We start from the raw sequence: 25,583 nt of genomic DNA, 5'->3' as shown, positions 1-25,583 counted from the left end.
GATGATTCGCCGAGTAGGTTTCTTTGCCGAAGGCAACGAGGATGGTGACCCTGCTGTCTACAGCGAGTCTCTGACCCAAGCCATGGACGGCCCGCCCGCACCTGACGAAGATCGAATTCTCTCCTACCTCAAAGGCGGGGAAGAGATCTTCAGCACCATGGGTGCTGAGCGTGATGTCATCTCTGGAGACGAGTGGGTTGGTGGTGCCGGGTCATTGGTGACAGATGGTGAATGGGTCTGGCCCGTTGACCTCGTCCACTACCTTTCGCGTTACCATATTGCCCTTCCAGTCGATTTCCTCGAACATGTGCGGAAATCGGAGTATCGGGCTCCGGCCGTATCTGGCGAGCGCGCGCGAGAAGTCATGACCGAACTGTTCCCTAAGCGGCCTTCGCCTTGGGGCTAATGCGATTTCAGGGTGTTCTTGCGTCGACGGAAGTGGATGCCGCGGAAGTCGGAAGCCTGCCGATGCAAATCGCCCGGATGTTCACCAGTGCAGAAGTGGCGATCGGCGCGAATCCCCTGGTCTGAGACCAAGCAGCCGCGGCCCGTTACGTCGAGTGCACCGGGCCGCGGATGTGTTGACCGGGCAGGGGACGGATTGAGTGCGGTGGGGATGCAGCGTCTGCCTGACCGAACGGCTCGCTATGGCAGGCGGGGCGCTTTTGCACCTGGTCACGATGCAGTGAGTCTCATCCGTTGACTTCCGCGAATCCATCTGACTCCCGCCATTCGTGATCGAGGACCGAGTACGTGATCGAGTCCCTCCACGCTCCTCGTACGAACACGTGCTCCCGAATGCGGCCTTCCTCCGTCATACCGGCGCGTAGCAGGGTCTTGGCGGAGGCAGAGTTCAGCGGTGCGTGAGCGGCCCAGATGCGGTGCAGACCAAGGTGGTTGAAGCCGAGGGCGCACATCAGGTGAACGGTTTCGGTGCCCAGGCCCGCCCCCCAAGTGTGGGGGTGCAGAGCAAAGCCGATGGTGGCGGCTTTCTGGGCGTGCGGGTCGAGCGCCAGGCGGGCGAAGCCCACCAGATCCCTTTCCTCCTGGCGGACCACGCCGAGAGCGTATTCGGTGCGGGGTGCTCGCCGGAGGAGTCGATGGAGCGGGCGACGATCTCCCCGACCTGTTCACGGGTTCGGGGTTCGAAGCTCAGGTGGCGGGTGGCCTCGGCGTCGCCGTAGATGCCGTGTACGGCGTCCACATCGTCGCTGGTGAGTTCGCGCAACTGAAGCCGGGGGCCTGCGATGTCGACCGGGTGCATGGTTGGGACCCTACTCGCGGGCAGTGTTACCTGGGCAGGGCGGCGACAGGGGCCGCGGTGAACGCCTCGATTTCCTCCCGTGCCACGCGGGCTTCGGGTGCGGTGAGCCACCGGGGATCACGCAGCGCGGTGTGGACCTGCCGCACCGAGGCAACGATGCCGTTGATGCGCTGATCGGCGGATAGGTCGAGAACGGGCCGCATGGCCTCGTCGACACCGTCGAGATTTCCGGCGTGGATGCGGGCGAGGGCCAGGTCGGTGTGGGCACCGGCCTGGTCACCGAATGCCCAGTCTGCGGGTTCCGCTTGGCGGTAGGCGGCGACGGCCGCTTCAGCCTGATGCTCCGCCTCGGGGGCGTTCGACAGCCAGGCGGTGGCGTCGGCGGCGTAGTAGAGCTGGCGTGGTACGGGGAAGGTCATGATGCCGCCGAACTCGTCCAGGTCGTCGGAGGACACCGCATCGCGGGCCCGTTCGGCTTCTGTGAGGGATTCCCGTACGGCAGCCACATCGCCGAGTGCGGCTCCTGCACGGGCTTGCAAGCAAGACAGCCATACGGCGCTGGTGCCAGTCACGCCCCCCACCTGAGAGATGCCGAGGGAAGCGTATTGGAGGCTTCCTGGTGTCGGCCGTCCCAGTAGGCGATCAGGGATTGCAGGCCGCGGACCCAGGCGCGCATGGCACAGCTTGGTCGGGGCCGGCCCCGCTCCCGTGGACGGCCCCAACCTCCCTCGACGGCCCCAGTCACCTGCGCACGCTCAAGGGACGACCTGAGCACTGCGAAGCGGTCGTCTGGATGGGAGAGAGCGGGCCGGGCGACCGCATATCTCCTGCACCCGCCCTGCTGCCACGCTGCCGGTTGGCCGGTCAGGTTCCAACTATCGGGACAGGGAGCGTAAACAGGGGGTGGGGGACGATCGCAGGAACCTTAAGTCCGTGCAAGTTCGTGCAAGTTCAGTGCGCAGCAGGGGGACTTTGGCGCAAGCTCGTACATAGAGATCATCTTCAACGAGTGAGGAGGGCACCATGGCTTTGCACTTGCTCGGCAAGGACCCGAACTCCCCCGAGGGCAAGTCCGCCACCGTCTATTACGACGACGTGGCTGACAAGTACCTGGTCCAGGGCCTGAAGGTCCTGGATGGCGAACGACTCTCCGAGTTGGATCTCCCGGACCATGAGACGGTCGTAGAGATCCCCAAGTACATGGCACAGTTCTTTCCGGAGGTACGCGGTGGCGGCCGAGCTGACCTTTAGCGATCTGTTCAAGCAGGCCAAGCGCTCCGCCGTTCACCTGGAGATGAGGGACGGATACATGCGATCCGACCCGCGATTCGTCTCCTGGCAACAGGACCCGCAGAGCGTCCCCGCCGAGAACGACCCGGCCTCGCGCCCCTGGCTCGCCCTGATGCGAGAGATCACCACGCGTGGTGTGGAAGTCCGTCGGGCTCGGATCTTCTCCGAGCCTATGAGCGACTACCTCCGATATGAGCATCACCTCACGCCAAGCAACGTGGAGGCCGGCGAGCAGGTGCGCTGGCTGCCACGTCGCAACGTGTCGGACCTGGCGCTTCCCGGCAATGACTTCTGGCTGCTCGATGGCAGCCTGGTCGTGTTCCTGCACTTCACCGGAGATGGCGAGCTGTCACCCGAGGGAGACGAGGAACGAACGACGGAACCGGCCCTCGTGCGTCTCTGCTCGACGGCCTTCGAGGCGGTCTGGGAACGCGCAGTCCCGCACGGGGCTTACAGGCCGGTCTGATCCACGAACAGGGCTGAACTCTCCGTGTCCCCCTCGTCGCCGTCGTCCAGCGTCCAGCAGGCCAGGGAAGCGCTGGGGAAGCGTCTCCGCGAGATTCGCAAGGACGCCGGCCTGACCTCCCGCGCAGTGGCGGCGGCGGCAGGGTGGCACGAGTCGAAGAGTTCCCGCCTTGAGAACGGTCGGACCCCTCCCTCCGACGAGGACATCCGTACCTGGACCCGAATCTGTCACGCCGAGGGCCAAGCCGCGGACCTCATCGCGACCGCCCGCGGCATCGACGGCATGTACGTGGAGTGGCGTCGCCTGGAGAGCCCCGGCCTGAAGCGCGCCCAGGAGTCGGTACAACCGCTCTTCGAGCGAACCCATTGGTTCCGCTTCTATCAGTCGTGGGTCATCCCAGGGCTACTCCAGACCCAGGACTACACACGAGCCATCCTCAACACCGTTGCCTCCGTCCGGGACGCCCCCGGTGACACCGGCGAGGCCGTTGCAGCGCGCATGGAGCGCCAACGGGTCCTGTACACAGGAGGGCGCCGGTTCGCCTTCCTGATTGAGGAATGGGTTCTCCGCACCGTCATCGGCGACTCCGCCACGATGGTGAGCCAGCTGGGCCACCTGATCGGCATGACGGCCGCGCCCTCTTTGAGCCTCGGCGTGATCCCCATGGGGGTCGTACGCGGCAATGCATGGCCATGTGAGTCCTTCTCGCTCTACGACGAGAAACAGGCTGCCAGTGAACTGGTGTCCGCCGGCCTCAACGTGAAGCAACCGAGCGAAATCGCCGAGTACGCCAAGACATTCACCGAACTCGCGGGCATCGCTGTCTACGGGGCGGCAGCCAGGAAGCACATCACTTCGGCAATCGACACGCTCGGGTGACGGCGTGCAAGTTCGTAGAAGTTCATTGAGCTGACCCTTTCGCTCTCCATACCGTCGGGAAGACAAGCCGTTCACCCAGCGGAGACGCCATGACGAGCCCAATTCGGTACAGCCAACCGCCCGTGGAACTACCGCTTGACGGCTGGCTGCTGGATGGCCGGCCGGCCCCCGGCTGCAAGGTATGCACTGCGCTGGAGCTCCAGCGGAATCAAGCGCGGAATCGGAACGACTGGGCTGCGGCGTGCGCTGCTGATCGGGAGATCCGAAACCACGGTCACAGGCACGCTGAGGCGTCGTGATCGCCCCCAACCTGCATAGGCCGAACGTCGAGGGCTGGTGGGTTCAATCGTGCCCGTTTCCGTGCCCTGACTGCCATTCCAAAGGGCGTCAGTGAATGCTCTGCGGCCACGGGCACACGATGAATGAAGAAGAGGCCGGCATCTGGGTGTGCCACATCTGCCCGGCGATAGCCGGAGCCTGAAGACTCCCGCCCCGACGGCGGAAACCTGGACAGTCGAGCAGCCGGGACGGGTGACCAACCGCAGAGGAAAGCCTCTGCGGCCTACGGGTCATGCCATCGACGGTACGGCGGCATGGCTCCTCGTGAAAGAGGAGGTTGGTAAATGAGCGCTGTGAGCGTTGATACGTACGGCACGCGCACGCCCGACGCTGAAGGCTGGCACGGCGTCCCGTTCCGTCACCCGGCAGACCGCCTTGCTGTGACGGCGGCTGACGGTGGCCAGCATGACGGAGGCCCGATGCCCCCGGAGGCTCCGCGCGATCCGGAGCCGAGCGGAGGCGGCGGGAAGTAGCCCGGCAACGACGAAAGCGCCCCCTGTGCGGCCCGCGCACGGCCGTACAGGGGGCGTTGTCGTCAGCGGGTGAGTTGCCGGATGACTGGGCGCAGCCGGCGGCGCCTACGACGTCGGCGAGGCTCGGCAGGACTCGTGGAGTTCGCCAAGTACCACGAGTGCCCCCTCCCCTGATGACCCCCGAGTGACCGGCCCTCACAAAGCGGGTGCTGTTGGCTAATCCTCAGCGAGATTCCATGCGGGGGCCACGGCGCTCGACCAACTAGGTGACGAACACTCAGGACGGGTTCTGCCCACGGTATATCTGCTCCCAGATCACCCGAACTGAAGGAGTGGCGCCATGAGTCTGTCCGGAATCGGCAAGACCGCGGGACAGGCGCGCGACGCGACGCACAAGGCTCTCGGAGGCAAGAACGCCTCTGGGCTGGAGCACAAGGTCATCACGGCCAAGGGGATCGGAAAGGTCGAGGTGCAGGCGCCCGACGGCTTCATCGTCACCGGTGGTGGCTGGTACTACCGCCAGCTGCTTGAGGTCGAGGGGATCAAAGCCAGCTACCCCTCCGACGACGGCAAGACCTGGACGGTGCGGGGGCGTGGGGCGGGTCTGAGAGCGGCCGGCGAGCTCGCGCACCTGGCGCACAAGATCGCGAATTCGGTCGAGCAGGTCACTGCGTACTGTCGCCATACGGGGTCTCCAATGTGAGCTTCACGGATTCGGCTTTGCCGCGTTCGGGGGGCGTGACGGAGATGCCGACGACGCGGTGCCGCACGTCGAGCCCGTCGGGAAACCAGCCATCGCGGATCCGCAGCCGGACGTACCGGCCGATCGGGTCCGGGCTGATCTGCGGGTCAAGGTGCACGGTGATTTCGGGGATCACCCGGGGCAGGCGGGCGAGGGCAGCCTCGGCGCGCGCGTGCTCGGCGAGCCACGTCGGGGTCGTCGACGCTTTGGTGATCGGCGGAGCCATCCAGCCGGGGCCAGCCGTCGGCGAGGTCCGGGGCGGGCGGCCGACGGGTCAGCAGGGACACCCCCCGTCCCGGCGTGGATGTCATGGCGATCGGCGGGTAGCGGGACGGAACGGGCGCGGAGTCGTTGGAACGGTGTGGTGGGGGCGGGAACGGACGGAGTGTGGGCATGGCCGAGGGCGAGGGGCGGCGGGAGCGGCCCGCGCAGCAGGGGCGGGTCCACCGGGCGCGCCAGTGGTGGCGGCGGGCGTGGGGGTCGGCGGGCCATGAGCGCGACACCCTGCTGCTGACCGGCAAGAGCACGCTGGCCGCCACGGTGGCGTGGGTGATCTCGTACCACCTGCTGAATGCGCAGTCGCCGGCGTTCGCGCCGTTCTCCGCGGTGCTGATTATGCAGGTGACCGTCTACCAGTCGCTGCTGCAGTCGCTGCGTTACGTGGGGGCCGTGGTGACCGGCGTGGCCGTGCAGGCCGCCCTGGGGTTTCTGGTCGGCCCCGACCTGCCGACGTTCGTGCTGGTGGCACTGGTCGCGCTGATCATCGGGCGGTGGCCGGCGCTCGGGTCGCAGGGCTCCCAGGTCGTCACGGCGGCGTTCTTCGCCTTCTCGACCTATATCTCGGCCACTTCGGACCTCGACAAGGTCACCCAGCTCGGGCAGATCATTCTGCTGGTCCTGATCGGCTGCGGCGTAGGCGTCGTGGTGAACGTCGCTGTGGTGCCCCCGATGCGCTACCGCAGTGCCGAGCACGGCATCCGCACCCTCGCCCATGCACTGTGCGACCTGGTCGGTGACATGCATCCGGCGCTGCGCGAGGGCGAACTCGACGCGGAGCGCAGCAACCACTGGCGGACCCGGGCCGCGCAGACCGAAGAGCTGATCTCGCAGGCCAGGTCCGGGCTGCGCACCGCCCGGGAGAGCCTCTACTACAACCCCCGGCGGCTCTTCGGCCGGTACCAGGGGCCCACCACGTTCCAGGGGTACGGCGCGGTGCTGGATTCGCTGGAACGGGCGCTGTACCAGGTGGCGTCGCTCACGCGGAGCCTGGACAAGTGGCAGGAGGCCGAGGAGAACCACTCCTACCGGTCCTTCCTCGGGCGCTACGCCGACTTCCTGGAAGCCGTCGCCGAGATCACGCGGGTCCTCGGCACGCTCGACGAGGACCGTCTCCACGAGCAGGCTCAGGAGTTGTGCCGGCTGGCGGACGCCGCGCAGCGACGGTGCCGCCAGGTGACCGAGGAGGCCGAGCGGGCCGAACTGCCGCTTGCCGACCCGGCCCGCCCGTACGGGGTCCTGGTCGTCGAATCCACCCGGCTCATGGACGAGTTCCAGTACACCTGCGACGTACTCCGGCGCTACGTCGACCAGGGAGAAGGGGATGGCAATGGGGATGGGAATGGGGATGGGAATGGGAATGGGCGAGGGGGGACGGAGCTTGCGCCGCGCTGAGCGGGTCGCTTGACGGGGGAGGCCTGCCGGTCGGTCGTTCTCCGTGGTGCGGGCAGTTGTGGCGGGGAGGCCCGTCGGCCCTTCTCCGTGGCGCAGGCAGTTGTGGCGGGGAAGGCCCGTCGGCCGTTCACCGTGGTGCGGGCAGTGTGACGGTGAAGGTGCTGCGCTTGCCCGGTGCGGTGCGTACGGTCACCGTGCCGCCGTGTGCCAGCGGTGAACCGGGAGGCGCCGGGTGAGCCGAGGAGGGAGGGGAAGTGGCGGGGTGACCTGGCAGGACCTACCGGGGGATGAGCCGTAGGGGCGACCGGGACGGTGAACTGGAGGGGTGAAGGCGCCGGTGGAGGAGGGGTTTTGACGAGCCGGGAGGGGCGTAGCCGCGTAAGTTCACCGGCATGGTGACTTTGATGACGCACGAGGACTACGAGCGGCGGATGGACCGGGCGGGCCGGGCCGCCGCCGACGCCGGGCTGGCCGGGCTGATCGTGACGCCGGGTCCGGATCTGCTGTGGCTGTGCGGTTACCGGCCGCCCGCGGCGACCGAGCGGCTGACCGCCCTGGTGATCGAGCCGGGGCGGCGCTCGCGGCTGCTGGTGCCCGTACTGGAGTACCCGGATGCGGAGCGCTCGGCCGGGGCGCCGGCGATGGAGGTGTCGGGGTGGACCGACGGCTCGGAACCGTATGCGGAGGTCGCCAAGTGGGTGGATCCGCAAGGGCGTTACGGGGTGTCCGACTCGACATGGGCGTTGCATCTGCTGGGGCTGCAGCGGTCGCTGCCAGGGGCCGGCTACGCCGCGCTGACGGAGGCGCTGCCGATGCTGCGCGCCGTCAAGGACGCCCATGAGGTGGCGCGGCTGGCCGCGGCCGGCGCCGCCGCGGATGCGGCGTACGAGGGGATCCTGCGGGTGCGCTTCGGTGGTCGGCGGGAGTCCGACGTGGCGGCGGATCTGGCGCGGCTGCTGACCGAGCACGGGCACAGCCAGGTGGACTTCACGGTGGTCGGGTCGGGCCCCAACGGCGCCAATCCGCACCACGAGGCCGGGGACCGGGTCATCGAGGACGGCGACATGGTCGTGCTCGACTTCGGTGGCCTCAAGGACGGGTACGGGTCGGATACGTCGCGGACCGTGCACGTCGGGCAGCCGGGCGCCGAGGAGCGCAAGGTGCACGACATCGTGCGGGAGGCGCAGCAGGCGGCGTTCGAGGCGGTGCGGCCGGGCGTCGCGTGCCAGGACATCGACCGGGTGGCCAGGAAGGTGATCAAGGCTGCCGGGTACGGCGAGTACTTCATCCACCGGACCGGGCACGGCATCGGGGTGACCACGCACGAGCCGCCGTATCTGGTGGAGGGCGAGCATCTGCCGCTGGTGCCCGGGATGTGCTTCTCGATCGAGCCGGGGATCTATCTGCCGGGGCGGTTCGGCGTCCGCATCGAGGACATCGTGACGTGTACGGAGTCGGGCGGGCGGCGGCTGAACGAGACGGCGCGGGAGATGGCGGTGGTGCGGTAGGACCCCGGCCGCTTCGGCGGAGGACGGCCGCGGCCTCGGCAAGCCGTCGATGAGCCGGGTGTTTCTGCAGGTCAGGGTGGGTTGTCAGTGGTGTGGTTCACGATGGGGTGTGCAGGCGTGGACAGGCACGGCGGACCGGTAGGGCCGGCAGGGAAGGCGGTGACCGCGTGGCAGGGCGCGGCAAGGAGACGGTGCGGGCGGTGCGGCGGCCGGAGGTGCGACTGCCGGAGCTGGCGGCGTACGACGGCGCGGAGCTGGAGACCGAGGGGGATTACGACGGGCTGGAGTTCGCGGACGCCGACTGGGCGGGGCAGTCGGCGCGCGGCGCGCGCTTCATGGACTGCGCGATACGGCGGTGCACGCTCGACGAGACGGTGTTCAGCCGGGCGCGGATCATCGACAGCGTGCTGAGCGGTGTGCGCGGGGTCGGCACGGACTTTTCCCAGGCGTCCCTGCGCGATGTGGAGGTGTCGGACGCCCGGCTCGGCGGGACGCAGCTGCACGGTGCGGTGCTGGAGCGCGTCGTGGTGCGTGGCGGGAAGATCGACTTCGCGAATCTGCGGAAGGCGAAGCTGCGGGATGTCGCCTTCGAGGGGTGTGTGCTGGTCGAGGCGGACTTCGCGGGGGCCGAGCTGGAGCGGGTGACGTTCGACGACTGCACCCTGGCGCGGGTGGATTTCTCCGAGGTGCGGATGAAGGACGTCGATCTGCGGGGTGCGGCCGCGCTGGATGTCGCGCGAGGAATCGAGCGGCTGTCGGGTGCGGTGATCAGCGCGTCCCAACTGCTCGATCTGGCCCCGGCGTTCGCGGCGCAGGCAGGAGTGCGGGTGGAGTGAGCCGTCGGGGCCTGTCCTGCGGATCAGGGGATGCCGGCAAGCTCCCTGGCCGGCCCCGCCGGTGCTCAGATGCGGGGGAAGCGGGCCTGGAGGTCCCAGATGGCCGGGTTGTCGTCGAGGCCGTCGTGCATATCGGTGAGGTCGGCGATCAGGTCGTGCAGAAAGTCGCGGGCCTCGCGGCGCAGTGCGGAGTGGTTGAAGGTGAGCGGGGCCTCGTCGGCCGGCATCCAGTCGGCATCCACGTCCACCCATCCGAAGCGGCGCTCGAAGAAGATCCGGTCCGCGGATTCGGTGAAGTCCAGCTCGGCGTGGACCGGGCGGGCGGAGCGGTTGCCCCGGGGGTCGGTGTCGAGCTGCTCGACGATGTCGCACAGCGCCCAGGCGAAGTCGAGGACCGGTACCCAGCCCCAGGCCGTGGACAGCTCGCGGTCCTTCTTCGTGTCGGCGAGGTAGACGTCGCCGCAGAAGAGGTCATGGCGCAGCGTGCGCACATCCGCGGTCCGGTAGTCCGTCTGCGGCGGATCCGGAAAGCGGCGGGAGAGGGAGTAGCCGAGGTCGATCACGTCTTGATGGTGTCACGCCGGTGCGGCGGACAGGCGCCCGCATCCGCCCCGCCGGCGCCCGCCCCCGCGCCCTCTGCGGCCCGCCCTCCCCCCTACGCCATGGTCAGTACCCGCGGCCCCTCGTCGGTCACCGCCACCGTGTGCTCGAAGTGGGCGGCGCGGGACGCGTCCACGGTGCGCAGGGTCCAGCCGTCGTCGTCCTCGCCGTAGGCGTCCTTGCCGCCGGCCAGGAACATCGGCTCGATGGCGAGGACCAGTCCGTGGCGGAGGACGAAGCCGCGGTGCGGTCGGCCGTCGTTGGGGACCGCCGGGTCCTCGTGCATCTGGCGGCCGATGCCGTGCCCGCCGAAGTCGCGCGGGATGCCGTAGCCGGCCGCGCGTCCGACGCTGCCGATCGCATGGGAGATGTCGCCGATCCGGGCGCCGACCACGGCCGCCGCGATGCCCGCCGCCAGCGCCTGCCGGGTGGTGTCCATGAGCCGCTGGTCCTCGGCGCGGGCGGTGCCGACCGTGAAGCTGACGGCCGCATCGCCGGCCCAGCCGTCCACGAGGGCGCCGCAGTCGATGCTCACCAGGTCGCCGTCGCGCAGCCGGGACCCGTCAGGGATGCCGTGCACGATCGCGTCATTGACGGAGGCGCAGATGACGGCGGGGAAGGGGGTGGGGGCGAAGGACGGCTGGTAGCCGAGGAACGGTGAGTCGGCGCCCGCCTCGCGCAGGACCGCACGGGCGACCTCGTCCAGGTCCCGCAGCCGCACGCCAGGGGCGGCCGCCGCACGCGCCGCGGCCAGCGCGTCGGCGACGACCCGGCCCGCCACCCGCATGGCGTCCAGTGCCGCATCCGTCTTGATCTCCACCATGTGTACGACCTCCCGCTCGTTGCCGCCCGCACCGCACAGCGGCAGCACGGGCGGTATTTCTTTACCGGTATTTCTTTACCGGTATTAGTATCACGGGCATGGTGCGCACTCCACTGACTCCTTGGGAACGCGAACGCGGTGAGCGGCTCGGCGCGCTGCTGCGCAGGGCGCGCGGCGAGCGGAGCATGGTCGAGGTCGCGGCGGCGGCGGGGCTGTCCGCCGAGACGCTGCGGAAGATCGAGACCGGCCGGGCTCCGACACCGGCGTTCTTCACGGTCGCCGCGCTGGCCGGCACGCTCGGGCTGTCACTGGACGAGGTGGCGGTGCTGGCCGTGCCCCCCGGAGCGGCCGAGGACGCGGTCGCCTGAGCGGGGCCGCACAGCGCCCACCGCGGCCCCCTCGAACACGCCGAGGGCCGGCCCCCGCATGGGGAACCGGCCCTCCGTTGCGCTGACCTGGCCGCGCCAGGATGCAGGCGTGGCTCAGACGTTGACGCCGAAGTCCTGCGCGATGCCGACGAGGCCCGACGCGTAGCCCTGGCCCACCGCGCGGAACTTCCACTCCGCGCCGTTGCGGTACAGCTCACCGAAGACCATGGCCGTCTCGGTGGCCGCGTCCTCGCTGAGGTCGTAGCGGGCGATCTCGGTGCCACCGGCCTGGTTGATGATGCGGATGAAGGCGTTCCGCACCTGGCCGAAGTTCTGGCTGCGGTTCTCGGCGTCGTAGATCGAGACCGGGAAGACGATCTTGTCGATGTCGGCCGGCAGCGCCGCCAGGTTGACGTTGATCTGCTCGTCGTCGCCCTCGCCCTGGCCGGTGACGTTGTCGCCGGTGTGCACGATCGACTGGTCCGGCGCGGCCTTGTTGTTGAAGAAGATGAAGTGCTGGTCCGAGTAGACCTTGCCGCTGGGGTTGACCGCGATCGCGCTGGCGTCGAGGTCGAAGTCCGTGCCGGTGGTGGTGCGGACGTCCCAGCCAAGGCCGACCGTGACGGCGGTCAGGCCCGGTGCCTCCTTGGTGAGCGAGACGTTGCCACCCTTGGACAGGCTTACAGCCATGGGATGTCCCTTTCCTTGTCGACTCGTCGAAGCGTCGGGCTCCGTACTGCGGACGAAGCTACCGTCACCCTCCACAACGCCATCAGGGGACCGCCAGGTTCCAGCAGTCTTTACTCTCTTTGCCGAATCCTGATGTGGACGTCCGGCGACGACCCCGAAAAGCGGGTGACGGGGCCCGGTGACACGCGGGATCATAGGACTCATGTCCGGGCCCTATGTCATCCGCGGTTCGGTCGCTCTTCCAGAGGCCGAGCTCGTATGGCGTTTCTCGCGTTCCTCAGGTCCGGGCGGCCAGCACGTCAACACCAGCGACAGCCAGGTCGAGCTGCGCTTCGACCTCGACAAGACGCAGGCGCTGCCGCCCGTGTGGAAGGAGCGCGCCCTGGAGCGGCTGGCGGGCCGGCTGGTCGACGGCGTGCTGTCCGTACGCGCCTCCGAGCACCGCTCGCAGTGGCGCAACCGCGAGACCGCCGCCGTCCGGCTGGCATCGCTGCTGGCCGAGGCCACCGCGCCACCGCCCAAGCCCCGCCGTAAGTCACGGATCCCACGGGGCATCAACGAGCGGCGGCTGCGCGAGAAGAAGCAGCGCGGCGACACCAAGCGCGGCCGCTCGGGCCGCGACTGGGGCTGACCGCCCCCGCCGCCCCCGGCCGCCGTGCCCTGCGGACTCACCCCAACTGCCGGTACTTCCCGCGGAAGTACGTCAGCGGCCCGTCGTCGTCGCTGGAGACCGACGTGGCCAGGACGCGGGCGATGACGAGCGTGTGATCGCCGGCCGCGACCCGCTGCTCGGTGCGGCACTCCAGGGTCGCCAGCGCGCCGCCGATGAGCCGGGCGCCGGACACTTCACCCCGTACGGACGGAATGTCCTCGAAGAGAAGCCGGTCGCTGATGCGGCCCTTCATCGCGAACCGTCCGGCAATCTGCCGTTGATGTCCCGAGAGCACCGACACGGCCCAGAGCGGCTGCAGCTCCAGCAGGTCGTCCATCCGTGAGTCGTTGCGAACGCTCACCATCACGAGCGGCGGGTCGAGGGATACGGACAGGAACGCCGTGGCGGTCATGCCGACGTCCTCGCCGTGCGGCCCGTCGTCCGGGTCGTGGGCGGTGATCAGCACCACGCCGGCGGCGAGGCGGGACAGTGCGGCACGGAACTCGTCGTCACTCACCCCAACAGAATGCGGGATGGGCGGGCCGCCCGGCACGGAGGTGAGGGCGACGGCGGGCGCGGAAGGAGCGGCGGCCTCGGAGGCCGCCGCATCGGCAGGGCTTTTCGTGAACACGCCATAAACGCTAACTTCGCCCGCCCCCTGCGCGCATCGGGCCCGGGGACCACCCGCGTCCTAGGTCTGACGACGGAAGTCCGGAACGTTCGGAAATTTGCGTTCAGGAAGTGTAGAAATAGTGAAGGCGCGCTCCCGTGTCGGATGGATGGAAGATCGCCAAACGTTCCGCAGGGTTTGTGACTTGAGTCACAGCAGGCGCTAATTGTTGACCCTGTGTACCGGGTGAACAGCTCACTGTGATTCAGTGAGCTGGGAATCGGACGACAAAGAATCGTGGAGTTTGCTGTCGAGGTCTCAGGGAGAGCGAGCGATGGAGACCGAGTCGGAGCCATACGTCCGTCTTGCGACCCTGCGGCAGCTGCACCAAGTGGTCGCCGAGCTGAATACCGCACGCAGCCTCGCGGACACCTTGCAGACGGTCGCCGACGGCGCGATCACCGGGCTCGGCTATGAGCTGGCCGCGGTCAATCTCGTCCGCCCCGACGGCGATCTCGTGGTCGCCGCCGTCGCCGGCAGCGCGGGCGCCGAGGCGCTGATGGCCGGACGGGTCGGCTCCCGCACCTCCTGGGACCGCCGGCTGTCCATGGGCGAGCGCTGGGGCGACCTCTGCTTCATCCCGCACACCGAGGGCTGGGTGCTCGATGACGACGACGTACCGCAGTGGCACACGGCCGGACCCGCGCCCCGGTTCCCCGACGAGTGGCACCCCATGGACCGCCTCTTCGCGCCCATGTACACCACGGCGACCGGCGGCGGCGAGCTGCTCGGAGTGATCTCCGTCGACCGGCCGCGCAACGGCCGGCGGCCCGGCCCCTGGGGCCAGGAAGCCCTGCAGATGTACGCCTTCCAGTCCGCCATCGCGATCAGCAACGCCCGGCTGCGGGCGAACATGCAGCGCGCCCTGGTCCGGCTGGAGCGCGAGCAGCAGGCGCTGCGCGCCAGCGAGGAGAGCTTCCGGGCGGCGTTCGAGTACGCCCCGAGCGGGATGGCCGTGGCCGAAATGGGCGGTGAAGAGCACGGGCGGCTGCTACGGACCAATGACGCGCTGTGCCGGCTGCTGGGCCGCCCGGCCTCCGGGATGCGCCGCTACTCCTTCTCCGACCTGGTCCACCCCGAGGACATCGGCACGCTGCTGCGCACCTCCGCCGAGGGCGGCCGCGCCGAGCTGCGGCTGGCCCGCAGGGACGGCACCTACGTGTGGGTCTCGCTGCGCAACTCCGTCGTCGCCGACACCGCCGACGGGCCCCGATTCCTGCTCACCCACGTCGAGGACATCGAGGAGCGCAAGCGGCACGAGCTCCAGCTCGCGCACCGCGCCAGCCACGATTCGCTGACCGGGCTGCCCAACAGCGCCGAGCTGCGGGCCCGGCTCGGCGCCCGGCTGTGCTCGCGCGCGCCGGGCTCGATGGCGGACGCCTACGCCTCCTCTGGCGGCCTTGGCTCCGTCTCCCGCGGTCCGCACGGCTTCCGGCCGGACGGCAAGGAGCCGTTCGACGGGCTCGACGGCTTCGAGGGCGGGCCCCCGGCCCCGTTCGACCACCACGTCCATCTCGCCGCCCCGGCGGACGGGCCGGCCGACGACGGCTCCAAGGGGCTCGCGGTCCTCTTCTGCGATCTCGACGGCTTCAAGTCGATCAACGACCGCTTCGGGCACAACACCGGCGATGCGGTGCTGATCGAGGTCGCCCGCAGGCTGACCAGCGGCGTCCGGGACGGCGATACGGTCGCCCGGCTCGGCGGCGATGAGTTCGTGGTGCTCGCCGACGGCCTCGGCACCGCCGACGCCCAGGACCTCGCGGTCCGGCTGCGCAACGCGATCATCCCGCCGATCCGGGTGGAGGGCCGGGCGGTCCGGGTGGGTGCCAGCTTCGGCATCGGCTGGGCGAGCTGCGGGATGTCGGCCGAGGAAGTGCTGGAGTCGGCCGATCAGCGGATGTACGTCGAGAAGCGCTCCCGCTCGAAGGCGAACCGGCGGGCGGCGGGCTGAGCAGCGGGCGGCCCGCCGCGACGGCCCGGCCCGGTGCCGCGTATCTCACACCGGGCGCGCTCCGGCCCCCGCACCAGCAGTTCACCGATCCGTAGCGATCTTGTGGCCCTCCGGCCTCGGTGTGTGCAGGCCTTGAGGGGGTAGGCTGCGCCGATGCGGCGCGGCGCCGACGGGGGCCCGAAAGACAGTTCGCGCAGAAGACGACAGCGCACGCGGGAAGACGCGTACAGACGCGCACAGATCGCTTGGGAGTGACACGGAATGACGGCCGGCAACAACGGCGCGGACACGCCGGAGAACGACGACCCGTTCGGCTACCTCTACCGCTCGGAAGGCGGCGAGGGCGGCGCGGCGGGCCCGTCGGGCGACGGTGCGGCGGCGCGGCAGCCGGGCGTCCCGCGAACCTCCTACAACCAGGTGCGGGCGGTCGGCCAGCGCCAGTACGGGCAGCAGGCCCCGCAGCAGGTGACGTACGGGCAGCAGAACGCCCACTACGCCGCCCCGGAAACGCTGCCCGGCGGTGACCGCACGCGTTCCGCCCCGGCCCCCGGCAACGGCGGCCCGGAGCCGCGCCGCGGCCGCAACGGCCTGCTGATCGGCGCCGTCGCGGTGGTCGCGGTGGTCTGCATAGGCATCGGCGTGGCGATGCTCACCAACGGCAAGGACGCCAAGGACACCGCGGGCAAGCCGGGACCGACGGCCGGTGACACGGTGGCCCCTGGTGACAAGCCCAAGAAGCCCGCTCCCGGCAAGCTGCCCAAGGAGAACGCGGGCAGCCTGCGGCTGGACGGCGGGGCGACGACCGCCAAGGACATCCCGGGCGCGCGCTCGCCCGGCGGGACGTATGTGGCGGGCATGAACACCCCCGGCGCGGCGGCCACGTGGACGGTTGATGTCAAGGCTCCCGGCAAGTACAAGCTCTGGGTCGGTTACGGCGTTCCCGGCAAGGACGCCAACCTCACGCTGAACGTGAACGGCGCTGCGGACGGCCGGCCGATCAACATGGAGAACTTCGCGCACGCCCCGGAAGGCGCCTGGGACAAGGGCTGGACCAGGACCTGGTCGTATGTGCAGCTAAACAAGGGCACCAACACCGTCAAGCTGTCCTGCGAGAGTGGGAATCAGTGCGATGTGAACCTGGACAAGGTGTGGCTGGCCAGGCGCTGACGGGCCGGTGGCGGCGCCGCTGAGAGGTGGCCCCGTGACGCTCAACAGGGGAGGCGCATCGGCCACTTGGACGGTCGAGCTCCCCACGCGTACGGGATGCGCCTTCTCGTCCGATGTGGCGTCCGCTCCGTCAGGCTGGACGCGGCCACCCTCCACGCAGGCGGCGGCGACCCAGCCCGACCTGTTTGCCCCACACCACCTTGAGGCAATCGTTGTCCGACGGGCCCCCGCGCCAGCAGGATCAAGGTAGAGCGACGCTCACCGGCCGAGAAGCTCGCAACAAGGCACATACCGGCCAGCGCAATTGACGGGCAGTCACTTCATGTACCGCGTGCCTCCGGCGAAGGCGCTGCCACCCTCACCGTCCGCAGCAGCTCTTCATACGTAGCCGCGTCGAACTCGCCCGCCGCCGGGGCCCGTACGGTCGCCGCGGACAGCGCCACCGCGCGGGTCAGCCGGTCCGGCCAGGGCAGCTCCTCCACCAGCCCCGACAGCAGGCCGGCCACAGCGGAATCGCCGGCGCCGGTCGGGTTGCCGGCGATCCGCCGTGGCGGGACGGCCTGCCAGGTGCCGTCGGCGGTCACCGCGAGCATGCCGTCCGGGCCGAGTGAGGCGGCCACCGCATGGGCGCCGCGGCGGCGGGCGTCGCGGGCGGCGCGCAGCGGTTCGGTGCTGCCGGTGAGGGCGGCGAGTTCATCGGCGTTGGGCTTGGCGAGGTCGGGGCGGGCGGCCAGGCCGCGGCGCAGCGGTTCGCCGCTGGTGTCCAGCAGGACCGGGACGCCGGCGCTGCGCGCGGCCCGGGTGAGCCGGGCATAGACATCGACCGGAACGCCCGGCGGCAGGCTGCCGCACAGGGCCACCGCCCGTGCCTCGCCCAGCAGTTCGCGGTAGGTGCCGAGGAAGGTGTCCCATTCGGCGGGGGAGACGGTCGGGCCCGGCTCGTTGAGCTGGGTGGTGTCACCGCTGCTCGCGTCGACGACGGCGACGGTGCGGCGGGTGGCGCCGCCGACCGGCACCAGTGCGTCGGTGACCTCGGTCTCCGCGAGCAGCGCGTGCAGCGCCTCGCCGGTGCCGCCGCCCGCGAAGCCGGTGGCGACCACGCGGTGGCCGAGCGCGGCCAGGACCCGGGCGACGTTCAGGCCCTTGCCGCCGGGGCGTTCGGACACCTCGGTGATCCGGTTCGTGGTGTGCGGAAGGAGCTGGGGAACGCGGTAGGTGATGTCCAGGGCGGCGTTCAGCGTGACCGTAAGGATCATGGTCGCCCCTCCGGGCAGTCATGGCCGGGCGGCCGGGCGTCGGACAACCGCGCACGCGGCGGCGGCATACGGACAAGTGCGCGAGCGATCATGCCATCGCCGGTGGTGGTTGGCCCAGACCCGGCAGTGCCGCCGGATGCTCCGGGGCCGGCCGGAGGGCCGGCCGGCGGTGCGGCCGGCCCGCCGCCGTACGTGCGTCAGACGCCCGCCGGACGCACCAGCCACTCGCCCCGGCGCATGACCCCCACCAGGTCGTACGCGGCGTCCAGCACCACCAGGTCGGCGTCCTTGCCGGTCTGCAGGGAGCCGGTGCGGCCGTCGATGCCCAGGAGGCGGGCCGGGGTGGCCGAAAGTGCCTGTACGGCCTGGTCGATGGTCAGGCCGTCGAGGGTGACGGCGCGTCGGAAGGCCCGGTCCAGGGTGAGGGTGGAGCCGGCGATCGAACCGGCCGTGGGGCCCTCGCTGATCCGCGCGACCCCGTCCTTGACCTCGACCTGCATCGGGCCGAGCGGATACATCCCGTCGTTCATACCGGCCGCGCCCATGGCGTCGGTGATGAACGCGACCCGACCGGCGCCGGCCTCGCGGACCGCGAGCTGCAGGACGGCGGGGTGCAGATGGGTGCCGTCGTTGATGAGCTCGACGGTGATCCGCTCGTCCTCCAGGAGCGCGGCGACCGGGCCGGGCGCGCGGTGGCCCAGCGCGGGCATCGCGTTGAAGAGGTGGGTGGCGACGGTGGCGCCGGCCTCGATGGCCTGACGCGTGGCGTCGTAGGTGGAGTCGGTGTGGCCGACGGCGGCGATCACCCCGGCGTCGGCGAGCAGCCGTACGGACTCCAGGCCGCCGGGCAGTTCGGGCGCGACGGTCATCATCGCCGCGGTGCCGTGCGCGGCGCCGATGAGCTTGCGGACGTCGGCCGGGTCCGGGTCGCGCAGCAGCTCCGGCTGGTGGGCGCCGCAGCGCTGCGCGGAGATGAACGGGCCCTCGAAGTGGATACCGGCCAGCTCGCCCTGCTGGACCAGCTCGGCGAGCACCGCGGCCTGCCGGGCGAGGTCGGCCAGTTCGCCGGTGACGGTGGAGGCGACCATCGAGGTGGTGCCGTGCCTGCGGTGGGTCTCCACCACCGTCATGCACTCCTCGGGGTCGGCGGACGAGAACGAGCCGCCGCCTCCGCCGTGCACATGCATATCGACGAAGCCGGGGACGATGAGGTGGCCCGAGAGGTCCACGACGCGTCCGGACGCCGCCTCGTCCAGTTCGGGGTCACGGCTGTGGACATCGCCGATCCGGCCGCCCTCGATGGTGATCCGGCCGCGCTCGACGACGCCGGACGGCCGGGCGACCCGGGCGCCGGCCAGAACGGTGCGCCCGGGGTCCGAGGGCCGCTGCGCGGACTGTTGCTGTGCCATCAGGCGGTTACCTCCGTGGAGAGAAGATCCCAGGCGAGCAGTCCTGCGCCCAGGCACCCGGCGGCGTCCCCCAGGGCCGCCGGAACGATCGAGGGGAGCCGCTGGAAGGTAACGCGGCGGCGGACCGCTTCCCGCAGAGGTGTGAACAGCGTGTCGCCCGCCTCGGCGAGCCCGCCGCCGATGATCAGTGTCCGCGGGTCGAGCAGGGTGAGGCCGGTGACCAGACCGTCGGCGAGGGCGTCCACGGCGTTCTGCCAGACGGCGCGGGCCCGCTCGTCGCCGGACTCCACGGCCTTGGCCGCGTCCGCCGCGCTGGCCTGCGGGTCCTGGCAGACCGCCGCCCAGTCACGGCCGACCGCGGCGGCCGAGGCCAGCGTCTCCAGACAGCCGCGCTGACCGCAGCCGCAGACGCGTCCGCCGGGCCGCACGACGATGTGGCCGATCTCGCCCGCGCTGCCGTGCGCCCCGGCCTCGATCCGGCCGCCGATGCCGATGGCTCCCGCGATCCCCGTGCCCAGCGGTACGAACAGGAACCGGTCGGCGTCCCGGCCGGCGCCGATCCGGCCCTCGGCCAGGCCGCCGGTGCGGACGTCGTGGCCGAGGGCGACCGGCACCCCGCCGAGCCGCTCGGACAGCAGCGCCCGCATCGGTACGTCCTGCCAGCCGAGGTTCGCGGCGTAGACGGCGGTGCCGGAGCGCTCGTCGACGATGCCGGGGACGGCGACGCCGGCCGCTTCGGCGGGGACGCCGAAGCGGGCCGCGCCGAGGTCGCGCAGCTCGGCGGCGAAGCCGAGGATCGCCTCGACCACCGCGTCCGGGCCCCGCTCGCGGCCGGTGGGGCGCCGTGCCTCGTACAGCAGAACGGGGGGGCCGGCCGATGTCCCCCCGGATGGCGCCGCGTCCACCCCTACGAGGGCGGCCTTCATGCCGGTGCCGCCCACATCGAGGGCGATGACGTGTCTCACGGGAACAGTTTTGCGCGATCCGGCCTGAAAGGTCTAGTCCACTCACCGGGTGGATCGCACGGAGTGAACGGCGCGAAGGGGGTACCTCCGGTAAACGGGGGGTGGTGTAGACCTTGTAAAGAGCGCGGGGGAGACTCGCTGTTCATGCCGTTGGAGGGGGACCCCTGAGACGGCGGGGTTAATACCCGGCAAGCACGGAATTTCAGGACAAAGGGCGGTAACAGCGGTGCAGCGGCGGTACTTGAGCCTGGCGGCGGCGACGATCGCCACTTCCATGACACTGACTCTTACCGGTTGTGGCCTCGGCTCGGGCGACGGCGATGTCACCCTCAAGCTGATCGCGGCGGACTACGGCGACAGCAAGTCCAACGGCTCCCAGCAGTACTGGGACGGACTCGTCCGCGCCTTCGAGAAGAAGAACCCCGGCATCAAGGTCGATGTCCAGGTCTACAGCTGGACGGACGTCGACAAGAAGGTCGAGCAGCTGGTCAAGGACGGGCACGCCCCGGACCTCGCACAGACCGGCGCGTACGCGGACTACGCCGCCAAGGGCAAGCTCTACAGCGTCGACAAGCTGCTCAACGTCACCACCGAGAGCAACTTCATCCCCTCTCTCGCGGAGGCCGGCGAGTACGAACGGGTCCAGTACGGCATGCCCTTCGGGGCCAGCACCCGCCGGCTCTTCTACAACAAGAAGCTGTTCGCCCAGGCCGGCATCACCGCCCCGCCGCAGAACTGGGACGACATAGCCCACGACGCCCAGCTGCTGAAGGCCCACGGCGTCAAGATGCCCTTCGCGCTGCCGCTCGGACGGGAGGAGACCCAGGCCGAGACGATGCAGTGGATGCTCAGCGGTGGCGGCGGCTACACCGACAGCATCGGCAAGTACACGATCGACTCGCCGGAGAACGTCAAGACCTTCAACTGGCTGAAGGAGAACCTCGTCGGCAAGGGCCTGACCGGCAGCGACCCGGCCAAGCTCAACCGCAAGGACGCCTTCCAGGGCTTCGCCGACGGCAAGGTCGGCATGCTCAACGGCCACCCCACCCTGATGAAGCAGGCCGCGGCCAAGGGCATCGACTACGGCAGCATCGAGCTCCCCGGCGCCCACGGCAAGGCCAAGGCCACCATGGGTGTTGCCGACTGGATGATGGCGTTCAAGCAGGGCGGCCACCGCGCCCAGGTCGGTAAGTTCCTCGACTTCGTCTACAGCGACAAGAACGTCGAGAAGTTCTCCGGCGACTACGGCCTGCTGCCGGTCACCAGCCTCGCCTCGCAGGCGATGCTGGCCGACGACAAGTACGCCAAGCTGCACAGCTTCCTCAAGCAGCTCGCCAACGCCGAGTTCTACCCGGCCGACAAGACCTCGTGGCCACTCATCTCCAAGACCATCAAGGCGAAGATGGGCGCCGCGGTGGGACCGCGGGGCAACCCGGCCGGGGTGCTCACCGACATCCAGAACACCGCGGACGCGGCGGACAACACCGGCGAATGACGGTGGGGACGCGGGGGTGCGGGCGGGCGGCCGGGCCGGTGCCGGCCGGGGCGACGGGCCGGGCGTTGTCCGACCGTGCGCTTATCGTGGAAGCGTGATGACAGGCGGTACGGAAGGCACGGGCGGCCCGGCCGGCGGTACGGGGGCCGGTGAGAGCTCCGCGGGGCTCTCCGCCCGCGACGAGGCGGTGCTCGCCGTCGAGCGGCGCTCCTGGCCGGGCCCCGGCCCCAAGGAGCGCGCCATCCGCGAGCGGCTCGGCCTCTCCCCGACCCGCTACTACCAGCTCCTCAACGCCCTGTTGGACGACCCCCGGGCGCTCGCCCACGACCCCGTCACGGTCAACCGCCTGCGCCGCGTCCGGGACGCCCGCCGCGCCCGCCGCTGACGCGGGCGCCCGGCCGCCGCCCCGATGCGCCCGTGCACCCTCCCCCTGCCGCCGGAAGCTCCCCCCGGCGCCCGTTCCACCCCGGTAGGGTCGGCGCCATGGGCAGCCCCCCGAACGCCGCGCCGCACTCCCAGCCGACACCCGGATCCGTGCCGGCCCCGCGCACCCCGGCCGGCCGCGACGGCCTCGCCGCGCTGCTGGCCCACCCGGAACGCGCCGTCATCGCCCTCGACTTCGACGGCACCCTCGCCGATATCGTCCCCGACCCGGAGAAGGCCCGCGCCCATGGCGGCGCCGTCGCCGCCCTCGGCCGTCTGGTGCCCCGGCTGCGCGCCGCCGCGGTGATCACCGGCCGCCCGGCCACCGTCGCGGTCCGCCTCGGCGGCTTCGCCGACGTACCGGGCCTGGACCATCTCACCGTCCTCGGCCACTACGGCGCCGAGCGCTGGGAGGCGGCCACCGGCACCGTCCACGCGCCTGCGCCGCACCCCGGCGTCGCCGCCATACAGGGCGAGCTCCCCGGCGTCCTGGATGCCTCCGGCGTCTGGCACGGCACCTGGGTCGAGACCGCCATCGAGCGCAAGGGCGGCCGCGCCATCGCCGTACACACCCGCCGCGCCACCGACCCCCAGGGCGCCTTCGACCGGCTGCGCGGCCCGCTCACCGCGCTCGCCGAACGCCACGGCCTGATCGTCGAGCCGGGCCGTCTCGTCCTGGAGCTCCGCCCGCCGGGCATGGACAAGGGCGTCGCCCTGGCCGACTGGGTCCGCGAGACCGGTGCCGCCACCGTCCTCTACGCCGGTGACGACCTGGGGGACCTGGCGGCCTTCGCTGCCGTCGAAAAGCTGCGCTCCGACGGCCTCAACGGCGTCCTGGTGTGCAGCGGCAGCAACGAGGTCGCCGAGCTCGCCGACCGCGCGGATCTGGTGGTCGACGGCCCGACCGGGGTCGTCGGGCTGCTCGCCGCCCTGGCCGACCGGCTGGACGAGGGTCAGGGCGCGCGCCCCTGAGGGCGCCCTCGCGCGCCGCAGCACGCTCGACCTGAAGCGCCGTGGCCGTACGGTCACGGCTGCGGGCCGTGGTGGGCGACCGGCCCCGGGCTGTGATGTGCGTCCCGTTGCCGCTCAGCCGGCCGCCGCAGGCCGCGGCCGTGCGCGCCGACCGGACCCGGCTGTGATGTAGGTCCTGTCCCCGCTCAGGGCCGCCGCTCTACGCTCCTACCTGCCACGCGCGCCCTGGGCGCGCCGAGTGCCCGCGACCGGATCACGCACAGGTGACAGCGCCTCGGCGGGCACATGTGAAGGACGGTTCCTCCATGCACACTGCTCTCTCGCCCGTCATAGCTGCCTCCACCCGCTGGCTGCTGTCGGCATTCCCGTCGGTGGCCGGCCCGCTGGACGATGCCCTGGCCGAGGCCCAGGCAGGTCACGCGGTCACCATCGCCGCCGCCCTGCGCTACCCCACCGAGCTGGACGCCGAACTGGTGATCCTGCTCGGCCCCGGCGGCTCCGCCCGGCTGGACTCCGTCACCGGCGCCGGTGCCCCTCCGCCGGAGGGAGCCGCAGACGCCTGGCGCAGCTGGGTGGACGAAACCGTCGTCAGCTGGGCGGCCTGCCTGCTGGCCGACGCCGATCTCGCCGTGGTGGCGGCGGCCTGCCTGGCCGCAACCCATCACGGCGCGGACAACGTGGGCACCGCCCGCCGGCTGACGATTCCCAGCCCTCGCGATCACCGTGCGGCGCCGCTGCTGCGCCACCCTGACCTGGTCGGCCCGATCGCCGACCTGCACCGCGAGACCCTGCGCGGCCTCCTCGATGCCGCCCCGGCCGGCAGCTCCCCCGAGCGAACGTAACCACGCGGCCTGCGGGCCGGAACGGCCGTAGCGGAGAACGGCTCAGGGGGCATCCCGCTTCGGGGTGTCCTCCTTCAGCGCCCGCAACTGCTCCAGGAACCACTGCGCCGGCGGCAGCGCCGTGGCGGCAGCGGCCAGCCGAGCCGTACGCTCGCTGCGTTCCCCGGCCGCCATCGACAGCGCCGCGTGCAGCGCCCGCGCGGTGCCGCTGACGTCGTACGGGTTGACCGTGAGGGCGTCCTCGCCCAGCTCCTCGTGGGCCCCGGCCTCCCGGGAGAGCACCAGCACACAGCCATGGTCGGAGACCACCGGGATCTCCTTCGCGACCAGATTCATCCCGTCCCGGATCGGGTTGACCAGCGCCACGTCCGCCAGGCGGTAGGCGGCCAGCGAGCGCGCGAAGTCATCCTTCACATGCAGCACGACCGGCTGCCAACTCTCCGTGCCGTACTCGGCGTTGATCGCCTCGGCGAGCCGTCCGACCTGTGCCGTGTACTCCCGGTAGACGGCCAGGTCCTGGCGCGACGGATAGGCGAACGCGACGTGTACGACGCGCTCGTGCCACGACGGATGCCCCACCAGGAACTCCCGGTAGGCGAGCAGTCCCCGCACGATGTTCTTCGACAGCTCGGTCCGGTCCACCCGGACGACGGTCCTGCGCGCCGTCCCGTCGGGCCCCACGCCGATCTGCTCACGCAGGGCGGTCAGCCGCTCATTGACGTCCGCCTGTTGCGACCGCTCCCGCAGGAACCCGGCGTCCGCCCCGAGCCCGTGCACACCGATCCGGGTCTCGCCGGTGCCGTCGACCACCTCGGCGCAGCACGCGCGGAACGCGTCCGCCCAGCGGTGCGTGAGGAACCCCAGCCGGTCGGCGCCCAGCATTCCCCGCAGCAGCTGCTCGGCGATGTCGTCCGGCAGCATCCGGAAGTACTCCGGCGGCGCCCACGGCGTGTGCGAGAAATGGGCGATCCGTACGTCGGGCCGCAGCGCCCGCAGCATCCCCGGGACCAGGGACAGGTGGTAGTCCTGCACCAGCACCGCCGCACCCTCGGCGGCCTCGTCGGCCAGCGCCTGCGCGAAGGTGCGGTTGTACGCCTCGTACGACGCCCACTGCGCCCGGAACTCCGCACCGAAGGCAGGCTCCAGCGGCGTCTGGTAGAGCATGTGGTGGACGAACCACAGCACCGAGTTCGCGATGCCGTTGTAGGCCTCGGCATGCACCTCGGCCGGGATGTCCAGCATCCGGACGCGCTGTCCACCGGTGTCCCCCGGCTCCAGCGCACCACCCGTCCGCCGTACGGCTTCCCGGTCCCCGTCGCCCAGTGCGGCGCACACCCACACCGCGTTCGTGCCGGGCCCGATGGCCGACAGCCCGGACACCAGCCCGCCCCCGCCCCGCTTGGCGGTGAGCGTGCCGTCCTCCGTCAGACCGTAGGAGACCGGCCCGCGATTCGACGCGACAAGAACCTCGGCACCTGCTGGGGCCGCACTGCGCTCGGAGACCATGTCGCGAAGGTAACCCGCAACAGATCCGCGCAAACGTACGGAAGCGGCCAAGGGGTGGGGGCGGGGGCTCCTCAGGCGTCGCCCGGCCGTAACGCGTCGAGGGGCAACGACGGTTCCCCCTCCGGATGCCCGCAGCCGAGGCGGTCGCCCCGGCTGCGGGAGATACGTAGCGTGTCGCCGAGCGCGCCTGTCAAGCAACAGGCCAGAAAGCGCAGTTCGGGTGTGGTGGTCCCGTTGTCGCCGAGGAGGGCACGGGCGTGTCCCAGGAGGGTCTCACCGGATGCGAGCTGGGCGTACTCCACAGCGTCCGCTTGCCGGGTGACAGG

27 protein-coding genes and 1 pseudogene are annotated in these 25,583 nt (G+C 70.8%); 16 read left to right on the top strand and 12 right to left on the bottom strand.

What is annotated here, in order from left to right:
- Position 1: 1 nt before the first annotated feature.
- Positions 2-406, top strand: a complete 405-nt coding sequence (locus ACWGI6_RS30215) for a hypothetical protein (RefSeq protein WP_453270440.1) — start codon at positions 2-4, stop codon at positions 404-406.
- Positions 407-692: 286 nt separating this feature from the next.
- On the opposite strand, the pseudogene ACWGI6_RS30210 reads toward ACWGI6_RS30215, so the two are convergent.
- Together ACWGI6_RS30210 and ACWGI6_RS30205 are read right to left on the bottom strand one after the other, a co-directional pair.
- Positions 693-1,264, bottom strand: a pseudogene (locus ACWGI6_RS30210) (GNAT family N-acetyltransferase).
- Between the two features lie 26 nt (positions 1,265-1,290).
- Complete coding sequence (locus ACWGI6_RS30205; RefSeq protein ID WP_453270439.1) at positions 1,291-1,836, bottom strand: hypothetical protein; 546 nt, start codon at positions 1,834-1,836, stop codon at positions 1,291-1,293.
- A gap of 451 nt (positions 1,837-2,287) precedes the next feature.
- Between ACWGI6_RS30205 and ACWGI6_RS30200 the strand changes: the two genes are divergently transcribed.
- The 4 genes from ACWGI6_RS30200 (at position 2,288) to ACWGI6_RS30185 (ending at position 5,414) form a co-directional block, all read left to right on the top strand.
- Entirely contained in the window at positions 2,288-2,515 is a 228-nt protein-coding gene (locus ACWGI6_RS30200) for a hypothetical protein (protein ID WP_453270438.1), read from the top strand.
- Complete coding sequence (locus ACWGI6_RS30195; RefSeq protein ID WP_453270437.1) at positions 2,493-3,020, top strand: DUF6879 family protein; 528 nt, start codon at positions 2,493-2,495, stop codon at positions 3,018-3,020. Before ACWGI6_RS30200 ends, ACWGI6_RS30195 begins: the two co-directional genes overlap by 23 nt.
- 24 nt (positions 3,021-3,044) lie before the next feature.
- A complete protein-coding gene (locus tag ACWGI6_RS30190) occupies positions 3,045-3,899 on the top strand; it encodes a helix-turn-helix domain-containing protein (protein WP_453270436.1) in 855 nt (284 codons plus the stop codon).
- Positions 3,900-5,051: 1,152 nt separating this feature from the next.
- Positions 5,052-5,414 (top strand): hypothetical protein, encoded by a 363-nt coding sequence (locus tag ACWGI6_RS30185; protein ID WP_453270435.1) that lies wholly within the window; start codon positions 5,052-5,054, stop codon positions 5,412-5,414.
- Here ACWGI6_RS30185 and ACWGI6_RS30180 read toward each other — a convergent pair.
- Complete coding sequence (locus tag ACWGI6_RS30180; protein ID WP_453270434.1) at positions 5,377-5,679, bottom strand: hypothetical protein; 303 nt, start codon at positions 5,677-5,679, stop codon at positions 5,377-5,379. The two genes, ACWGI6_RS30185 and ACWGI6_RS30180, sit on opposite strands and share 38 nt — an antisense overlap.
- Before the next feature lie 167 nt (positions 5,680-5,846).
- Here ACWGI6_RS30180 and ACWGI6_RS30175 point away from each other — a divergent pair, with 167 nt between their 5' ends.
- From ACWGI6_RS30175 to ACWGI6_RS30165, 3 genes are all read left to right on the top strand, one after another.
- The gene (locus ACWGI6_RS30175) at positions 5,847-7,124 is read left to right on the top strand and encodes an aromatic acid exporter family protein (RefSeq protein ID WP_453270433.1); all 1,278 of its coding nucleotides are present in this window, start codon (positions 5,847-5,849) and stop codon (positions 7,122-7,124) included.
- Between the two features lie 404 nt (positions 7,125-7,528).
- Positions 7,529-8,632 (top strand): aminopeptidase P family protein, encoded by a 1,104-nt coding sequence (locus ACWGI6_RS30170; RefSeq protein WP_453270463.1) that lies wholly within the window; start codon positions 7,529-7,531, stop codon positions 8,630-8,632.
- Positions 8,633-8,823: 191 nt separating this feature from the next.
- Positions 8,824-9,468, top strand: coding sequence for a pentapeptide repeat-containing protein (locus ACWGI6_RS30165; RefSeq protein ID WP_453270462.1), 645 nt, complete (start codon positions 8,824-8,826; stop codon positions 9,466-9,468).
- 65 nt (positions 9,469-9,533) lie between these two features.
- On the opposite strand, the gene ACWGI6_RS30160 is transcribed toward ACWGI6_RS30165, so the two are convergent.
- Together ACWGI6_RS30160 and map are read right to left on the bottom strand one after the other, a co-directional pair.
- The gene (locus ACWGI6_RS30160; RefSeq protein ID WP_453270432.1) at positions 9,534-10,031 is read right to left on the bottom strand and encodes a hypothetical protein; all 498 of its coding nucleotides are present in this window, start codon (positions 10,029-10,031) and stop codon (positions 9,534-9,536) included.
- Positions 10,032-10,123: 92 nt separating this feature from the next.
- Positions 10,124-10,891: a type I methionyl aminopeptidase gene (gene map, locus ACWGI6_RS30155; RefSeq protein WP_453270461.1), complete on the bottom strand. Its 768-nt coding sequence runs from the start codon at positions 10,889-10,891 to the stop codon at positions 10,124-10,126.
- Positions 10,892-10,989: 98 nt separating this feature from the next.
- Here map and ACWGI6_RS30150 point away from each other — a divergent pair, with 98 nt between their 5' ends.
- Positions 10,990-11,259, top strand: coding sequence for a helix-turn-helix domain-containing protein (locus tag ACWGI6_RS30150; protein WP_393908557.1), 270 nt, complete (start codon positions 10,990-10,992; stop codon positions 11,257-11,259).
- Positions 11,260-11,373: 114 nt separating this feature from the next.
- Here the strand turns inward: ACWGI6_RS30150 and ACWGI6_RS30145 are convergent, their stop codons facing one another.
- Positions 11,374-11,949 carry a TerD family protein gene (locus ACWGI6_RS30145; protein WP_453270431.1) on the bottom strand — a complete coding sequence of 192 codons (576 nt, stop codon included), beginning with the start codon at positions 11,947-11,949 and terminating at the stop codon, positions 11,374-11,376.
- Positions 11,950-12,151: 202 nt separating this feature from the next.
- Between ACWGI6_RS30145 and arfB the strand changes: the two genes are divergently transcribed.
- The gene (arfB, locus tag ACWGI6_RS30140; protein WP_393908555.1) at positions 12,152-12,580 is read left to right on the top strand and encodes an alternative ribosome rescue aminoacyl-tRNA hydrolase ArfB; all 429 of its coding nucleotides are present in this window, start codon (positions 12,152-12,154) and stop codon (positions 12,578-12,580) included.
- Between the two features lie 37 nt (positions 12,581-12,617).
- On the opposite strand, the gene ACWGI6_RS30135 is transcribed toward arfB, so the two are convergent.
- Positions 12,618-13,118, bottom strand: coding sequence for a flavin reductase family protein (locus ACWGI6_RS30135; protein ID WP_453270430.1), 501 nt, complete (start codon positions 13,116-13,118; stop codon positions 12,618-12,620).
- 427 nt (positions 13,119-13,545) lie between these two features.
- On the opposite strand from ACWGI6_RS30135, the gene cdgB reads away from it, so the two are divergent.
- A complete protein-coding gene (gene cdgB / locus ACWGI6_RS30130) occupies positions 13,546-15,222 on the top strand; it encodes a diguanylate cyclase CdgB (protein WP_453270429.1) in 1,677 nt (558 codons plus the stop codon).
- Positions 15,223-15,483: 261 nt separating this feature from the next.
- Positions 15,484-16,389: a carbohydrate-binding protein gene (locus ACWGI6_RS30125; RefSeq protein ID WP_453270428.1), complete on the top strand. Its 906-nt coding sequence runs from the start codon at positions 15,484-15,486 to the stop codon at positions 16,387-16,389.
- Positions 16,390-16,709: 320 nt separating this feature from the next.
- On the opposite strand, the gene ACWGI6_RS30120 is transcribed toward ACWGI6_RS30125, so the two are convergent.
- The 3 genes from ACWGI6_RS30120 to ACWGI6_RS30110 form a co-directional block, all read right to left on the bottom strand.
- Positions 16,710-17,645, bottom strand: coding sequence for a 1-phosphofructokinase family hexose kinase (locus ACWGI6_RS30120; RefSeq protein WP_453270427.1), 936 nt, complete (start codon positions 17,643-17,645; stop codon positions 16,710-16,712).
- Positions 17,646-17,842: 197 nt separating this feature from the next.
- Positions 17,843-19,054: an N-acetylglucosamine-6-phosphate deacetylase gene (nagA, locus tag ACWGI6_RS30115; protein WP_453270426.1), complete on the bottom strand. Its 1,212-nt coding sequence runs from the start codon at positions 19,052-19,054 to the stop codon at positions 17,843-17,845.
- Complete coding sequence (locus tag ACWGI6_RS30110; RefSeq protein ID WP_453270460.1) at positions 19,054-19,980, bottom strand: ROK family protein; 927 nt, start codon at positions 19,978-19,980, stop codon at positions 19,054-19,056. Before ACWGI6_RS30110 ends, nagA begins: the two co-directional genes overlap by 1 nt.
- A gap of 265 nt (positions 19,981-20,245) precedes the next feature.
- Between ACWGI6_RS30110 and ACWGI6_RS30105 the strand changes: the two genes are divergently transcribed.
- The 4 genes from ACWGI6_RS30105 (at position 20,246) to ACWGI6_RS30090 (ending at position 23,751) form a co-directional block, all read left to right on the top strand.
- Positions 20,246-21,514 (top strand): ABC transporter substrate-binding protein, encoded by a 1,269-nt coding sequence (locus ACWGI6_RS30105; protein WP_453270425.1) that lies wholly within the window; start codon positions 20,246-20,248, stop codon positions 21,512-21,514.
- A gap of 97 nt (positions 21,515-21,611) precedes the next feature.
- Entirely contained in the window at positions 21,612-21,899 is a 288-nt protein-coding gene (locus ACWGI6_RS30100; RefSeq protein WP_453270424.1) for a DUF3263 domain-containing protein, read from the top strand.
- 98 nt (positions 21,900-21,997) lie between these two features.
- Entirely contained in the window at positions 21,998-22,909 is a 912-nt protein-coding gene (gene otsB, locus ACWGI6_RS30095) for a trehalose-phosphatase (RefSeq protein ID WP_453270423.1), read from the top strand.
- Positions 22,910-23,214: 305 nt separating this feature from the next.
- On the top strand, positions 23,215-23,751 hold the full coding sequence (locus ACWGI6_RS30090) for a hypothetical protein (protein WP_453270422.1): 537 nt from the start codon (positions 23,215-23,217) through the stop codon (positions 23,749-23,751).
- A 42-nt stretch (positions 23,752-23,793) separates the two neighbouring features.
- Here ACWGI6_RS30090 and ACWGI6_RS30085 read toward each other — a convergent pair whose 3' ends face one another.
- Both ACWGI6_RS30085 and ACWGI6_RS30080 read right to left on the bottom strand, forming a co-directional pair.
- On the bottom strand, positions 23,794-25,257 hold the full coding sequence (locus ACWGI6_RS30085) for an alpha,alpha-trehalose-phosphate synthase (UDP-forming) (RefSeq protein WP_453270421.1): 1,464 nt from the start codon (positions 25,255-25,257) through the stop codon (positions 23,794-23,796).
- Between the two features lie 71 nt (positions 25,258-25,328).
- Positions 25,329-25,559, bottom strand: coding sequence for a hypothetical protein (locus tag ACWGI6_RS30080; protein ID WP_453270420.1), 231 nt, complete (start codon positions 25,557-25,559; stop codon positions 25,329-25,331).
- Positions 25,560-25,583 lie beyond the last annotated feature (24 nt).

The sequence above is a fragment of the Streptomyces sp. NPDC054786 genome (genome assembly GCF_053611685.1).
Note: the sequence above shows the minus strand (reverse complement) of the source record. Positions and strands in the feature narration are given on the sequence as shown.

Excerpts from the sequence above, each read along its gene's own strand:
- arfB (WP_393908555.1), top strand. The coding sequence starts at position 12,152 with ATGTCCGGGCCCTATGTCATCCGCGGTTCGGTCGCTCTTCCAGAGGCC.
- ACWGI6_RS30100 (WP_453270424.1), top strand. The coding sequence starts at position 21,612 with ATGACAGGCGGTACGGAAGGCACGGGCGGCCCGGCCGGCGGTACGGGG.
- ACWGI6_RS30120 (WP_453270427.1), bottom strand. The coding sequence starts at position 17,645 with ATGATCCTTACGGTCACGCTGAACGCCGCCCTGGACATCACCTACCGC.
- ACWGI6_RS30145 (WP_453270431.1), bottom strand. The coding sequence starts at position 11,949 with ATGGCTGTAAGCCTGTCCAAGGGTGGCAACGTCTCGCTCACCAAGGAG.
- otsB (WP_453270423.1), top strand. The coding sequence starts at position 21,998 with ATGGGCAGCCCCCCGAACGCCGCGCCGCACTCCCAGCCGACACCCGGA.
- ACWGI6_RS30110 (WP_453270460.1), bottom strand. The coding sequence starts at position 19,980 with ATGAAGGCCGCCCTCGTAGGGGTGGACGCGGCGCCATCCGGGGGGACA.
- ACWGI6_RS30215 (WP_453270440.1), top strand. The coding sequence starts at position 2 with ATGATTCGCCGAGTAGGTTTCTTTGCCGAAGGCAACGAGGATGGTGAC.
- nagA (WP_453270426.1), bottom strand. The coding sequence starts at position 19,054 with ATGGCACAGCAACAGTCCGCGCAGCGGCCCTCGGACCCCGGGCGCACC.
- ACWGI6_RS30090 (WP_453270422.1), top strand. The coding sequence starts at position 23,215 with ATGCACACTGCTCTCTCGCCCGTCATAGCTGCCTCCACCCGCTGGCTG.
- ACWGI6_RS30200 (WP_453270438.1), top strand. The coding sequence starts at position 2,288 with ATGGCTTTGCACTTGCTCGGCAAGGACCCGAACTCCCCCGAGGGCAAG.
- ACWGI6_RS30180 (WP_453270434.1), bottom strand. The coding sequence starts at position 5,679 with ATGGCTCCGCCGATCACCAAAGCGTCGACGACCCCGACGTGGCTCGCC.
- ACWGI6_RS30175 (WP_453270433.1), top strand. The coding sequence starts at position 5,847 with ATGGCCGAGGGCGAGGGGCGGCGGGAGCGGCCCGCGCAGCAGGGGCGG.
- ACWGI6_RS30150 (WP_393908557.1), top strand. The coding sequence starts at position 10,990 with ATGGTGCGCACTCCACTGACTCCTTGGGAACGCGAACGCGGTGAGCGG.
- ACWGI6_RS30185 (WP_453270435.1), top strand. The coding sequence starts at position 5,052 with ATGAGTCTGTCCGGAATCGGCAAGACCGCGGGACAGGCGCGCGACGCG.
- map (WP_453270461.1), bottom strand. The coding sequence starts at position 10,891 with ATGGTGGAGATCAAGACGGATGCGGCACTGGACGCCATGCGGGTGGCG.
- ACWGI6_RS30170 (WP_453270463.1), top strand. The coding sequence starts at position 7,529 with ATGACGCACGAGGACTACGAGCGGCGGATGGACCGGGCGGGCCGGGCC.
- cdgB (WP_453270429.1), top strand. The coding sequence starts at position 13,546 with ATGGAGACCGAGTCGGAGCCATACGTCCGTCTTGCGACCCTGCGGCAG.
- ACWGI6_RS30125 (WP_453270428.1), top strand. The coding sequence starts at position 15,484 with ATGACGGCCGGCAACAACGGCGCGGACACGCCGGAGAACGACGACCCG.
- ACWGI6_RS30085 (WP_453270421.1), bottom strand. The coding sequence starts at position 25,257 with ATGGTCTCCGAGCGCAGTGCGGCCCCAGCAGGTGCCGAGGTTCTTGTC.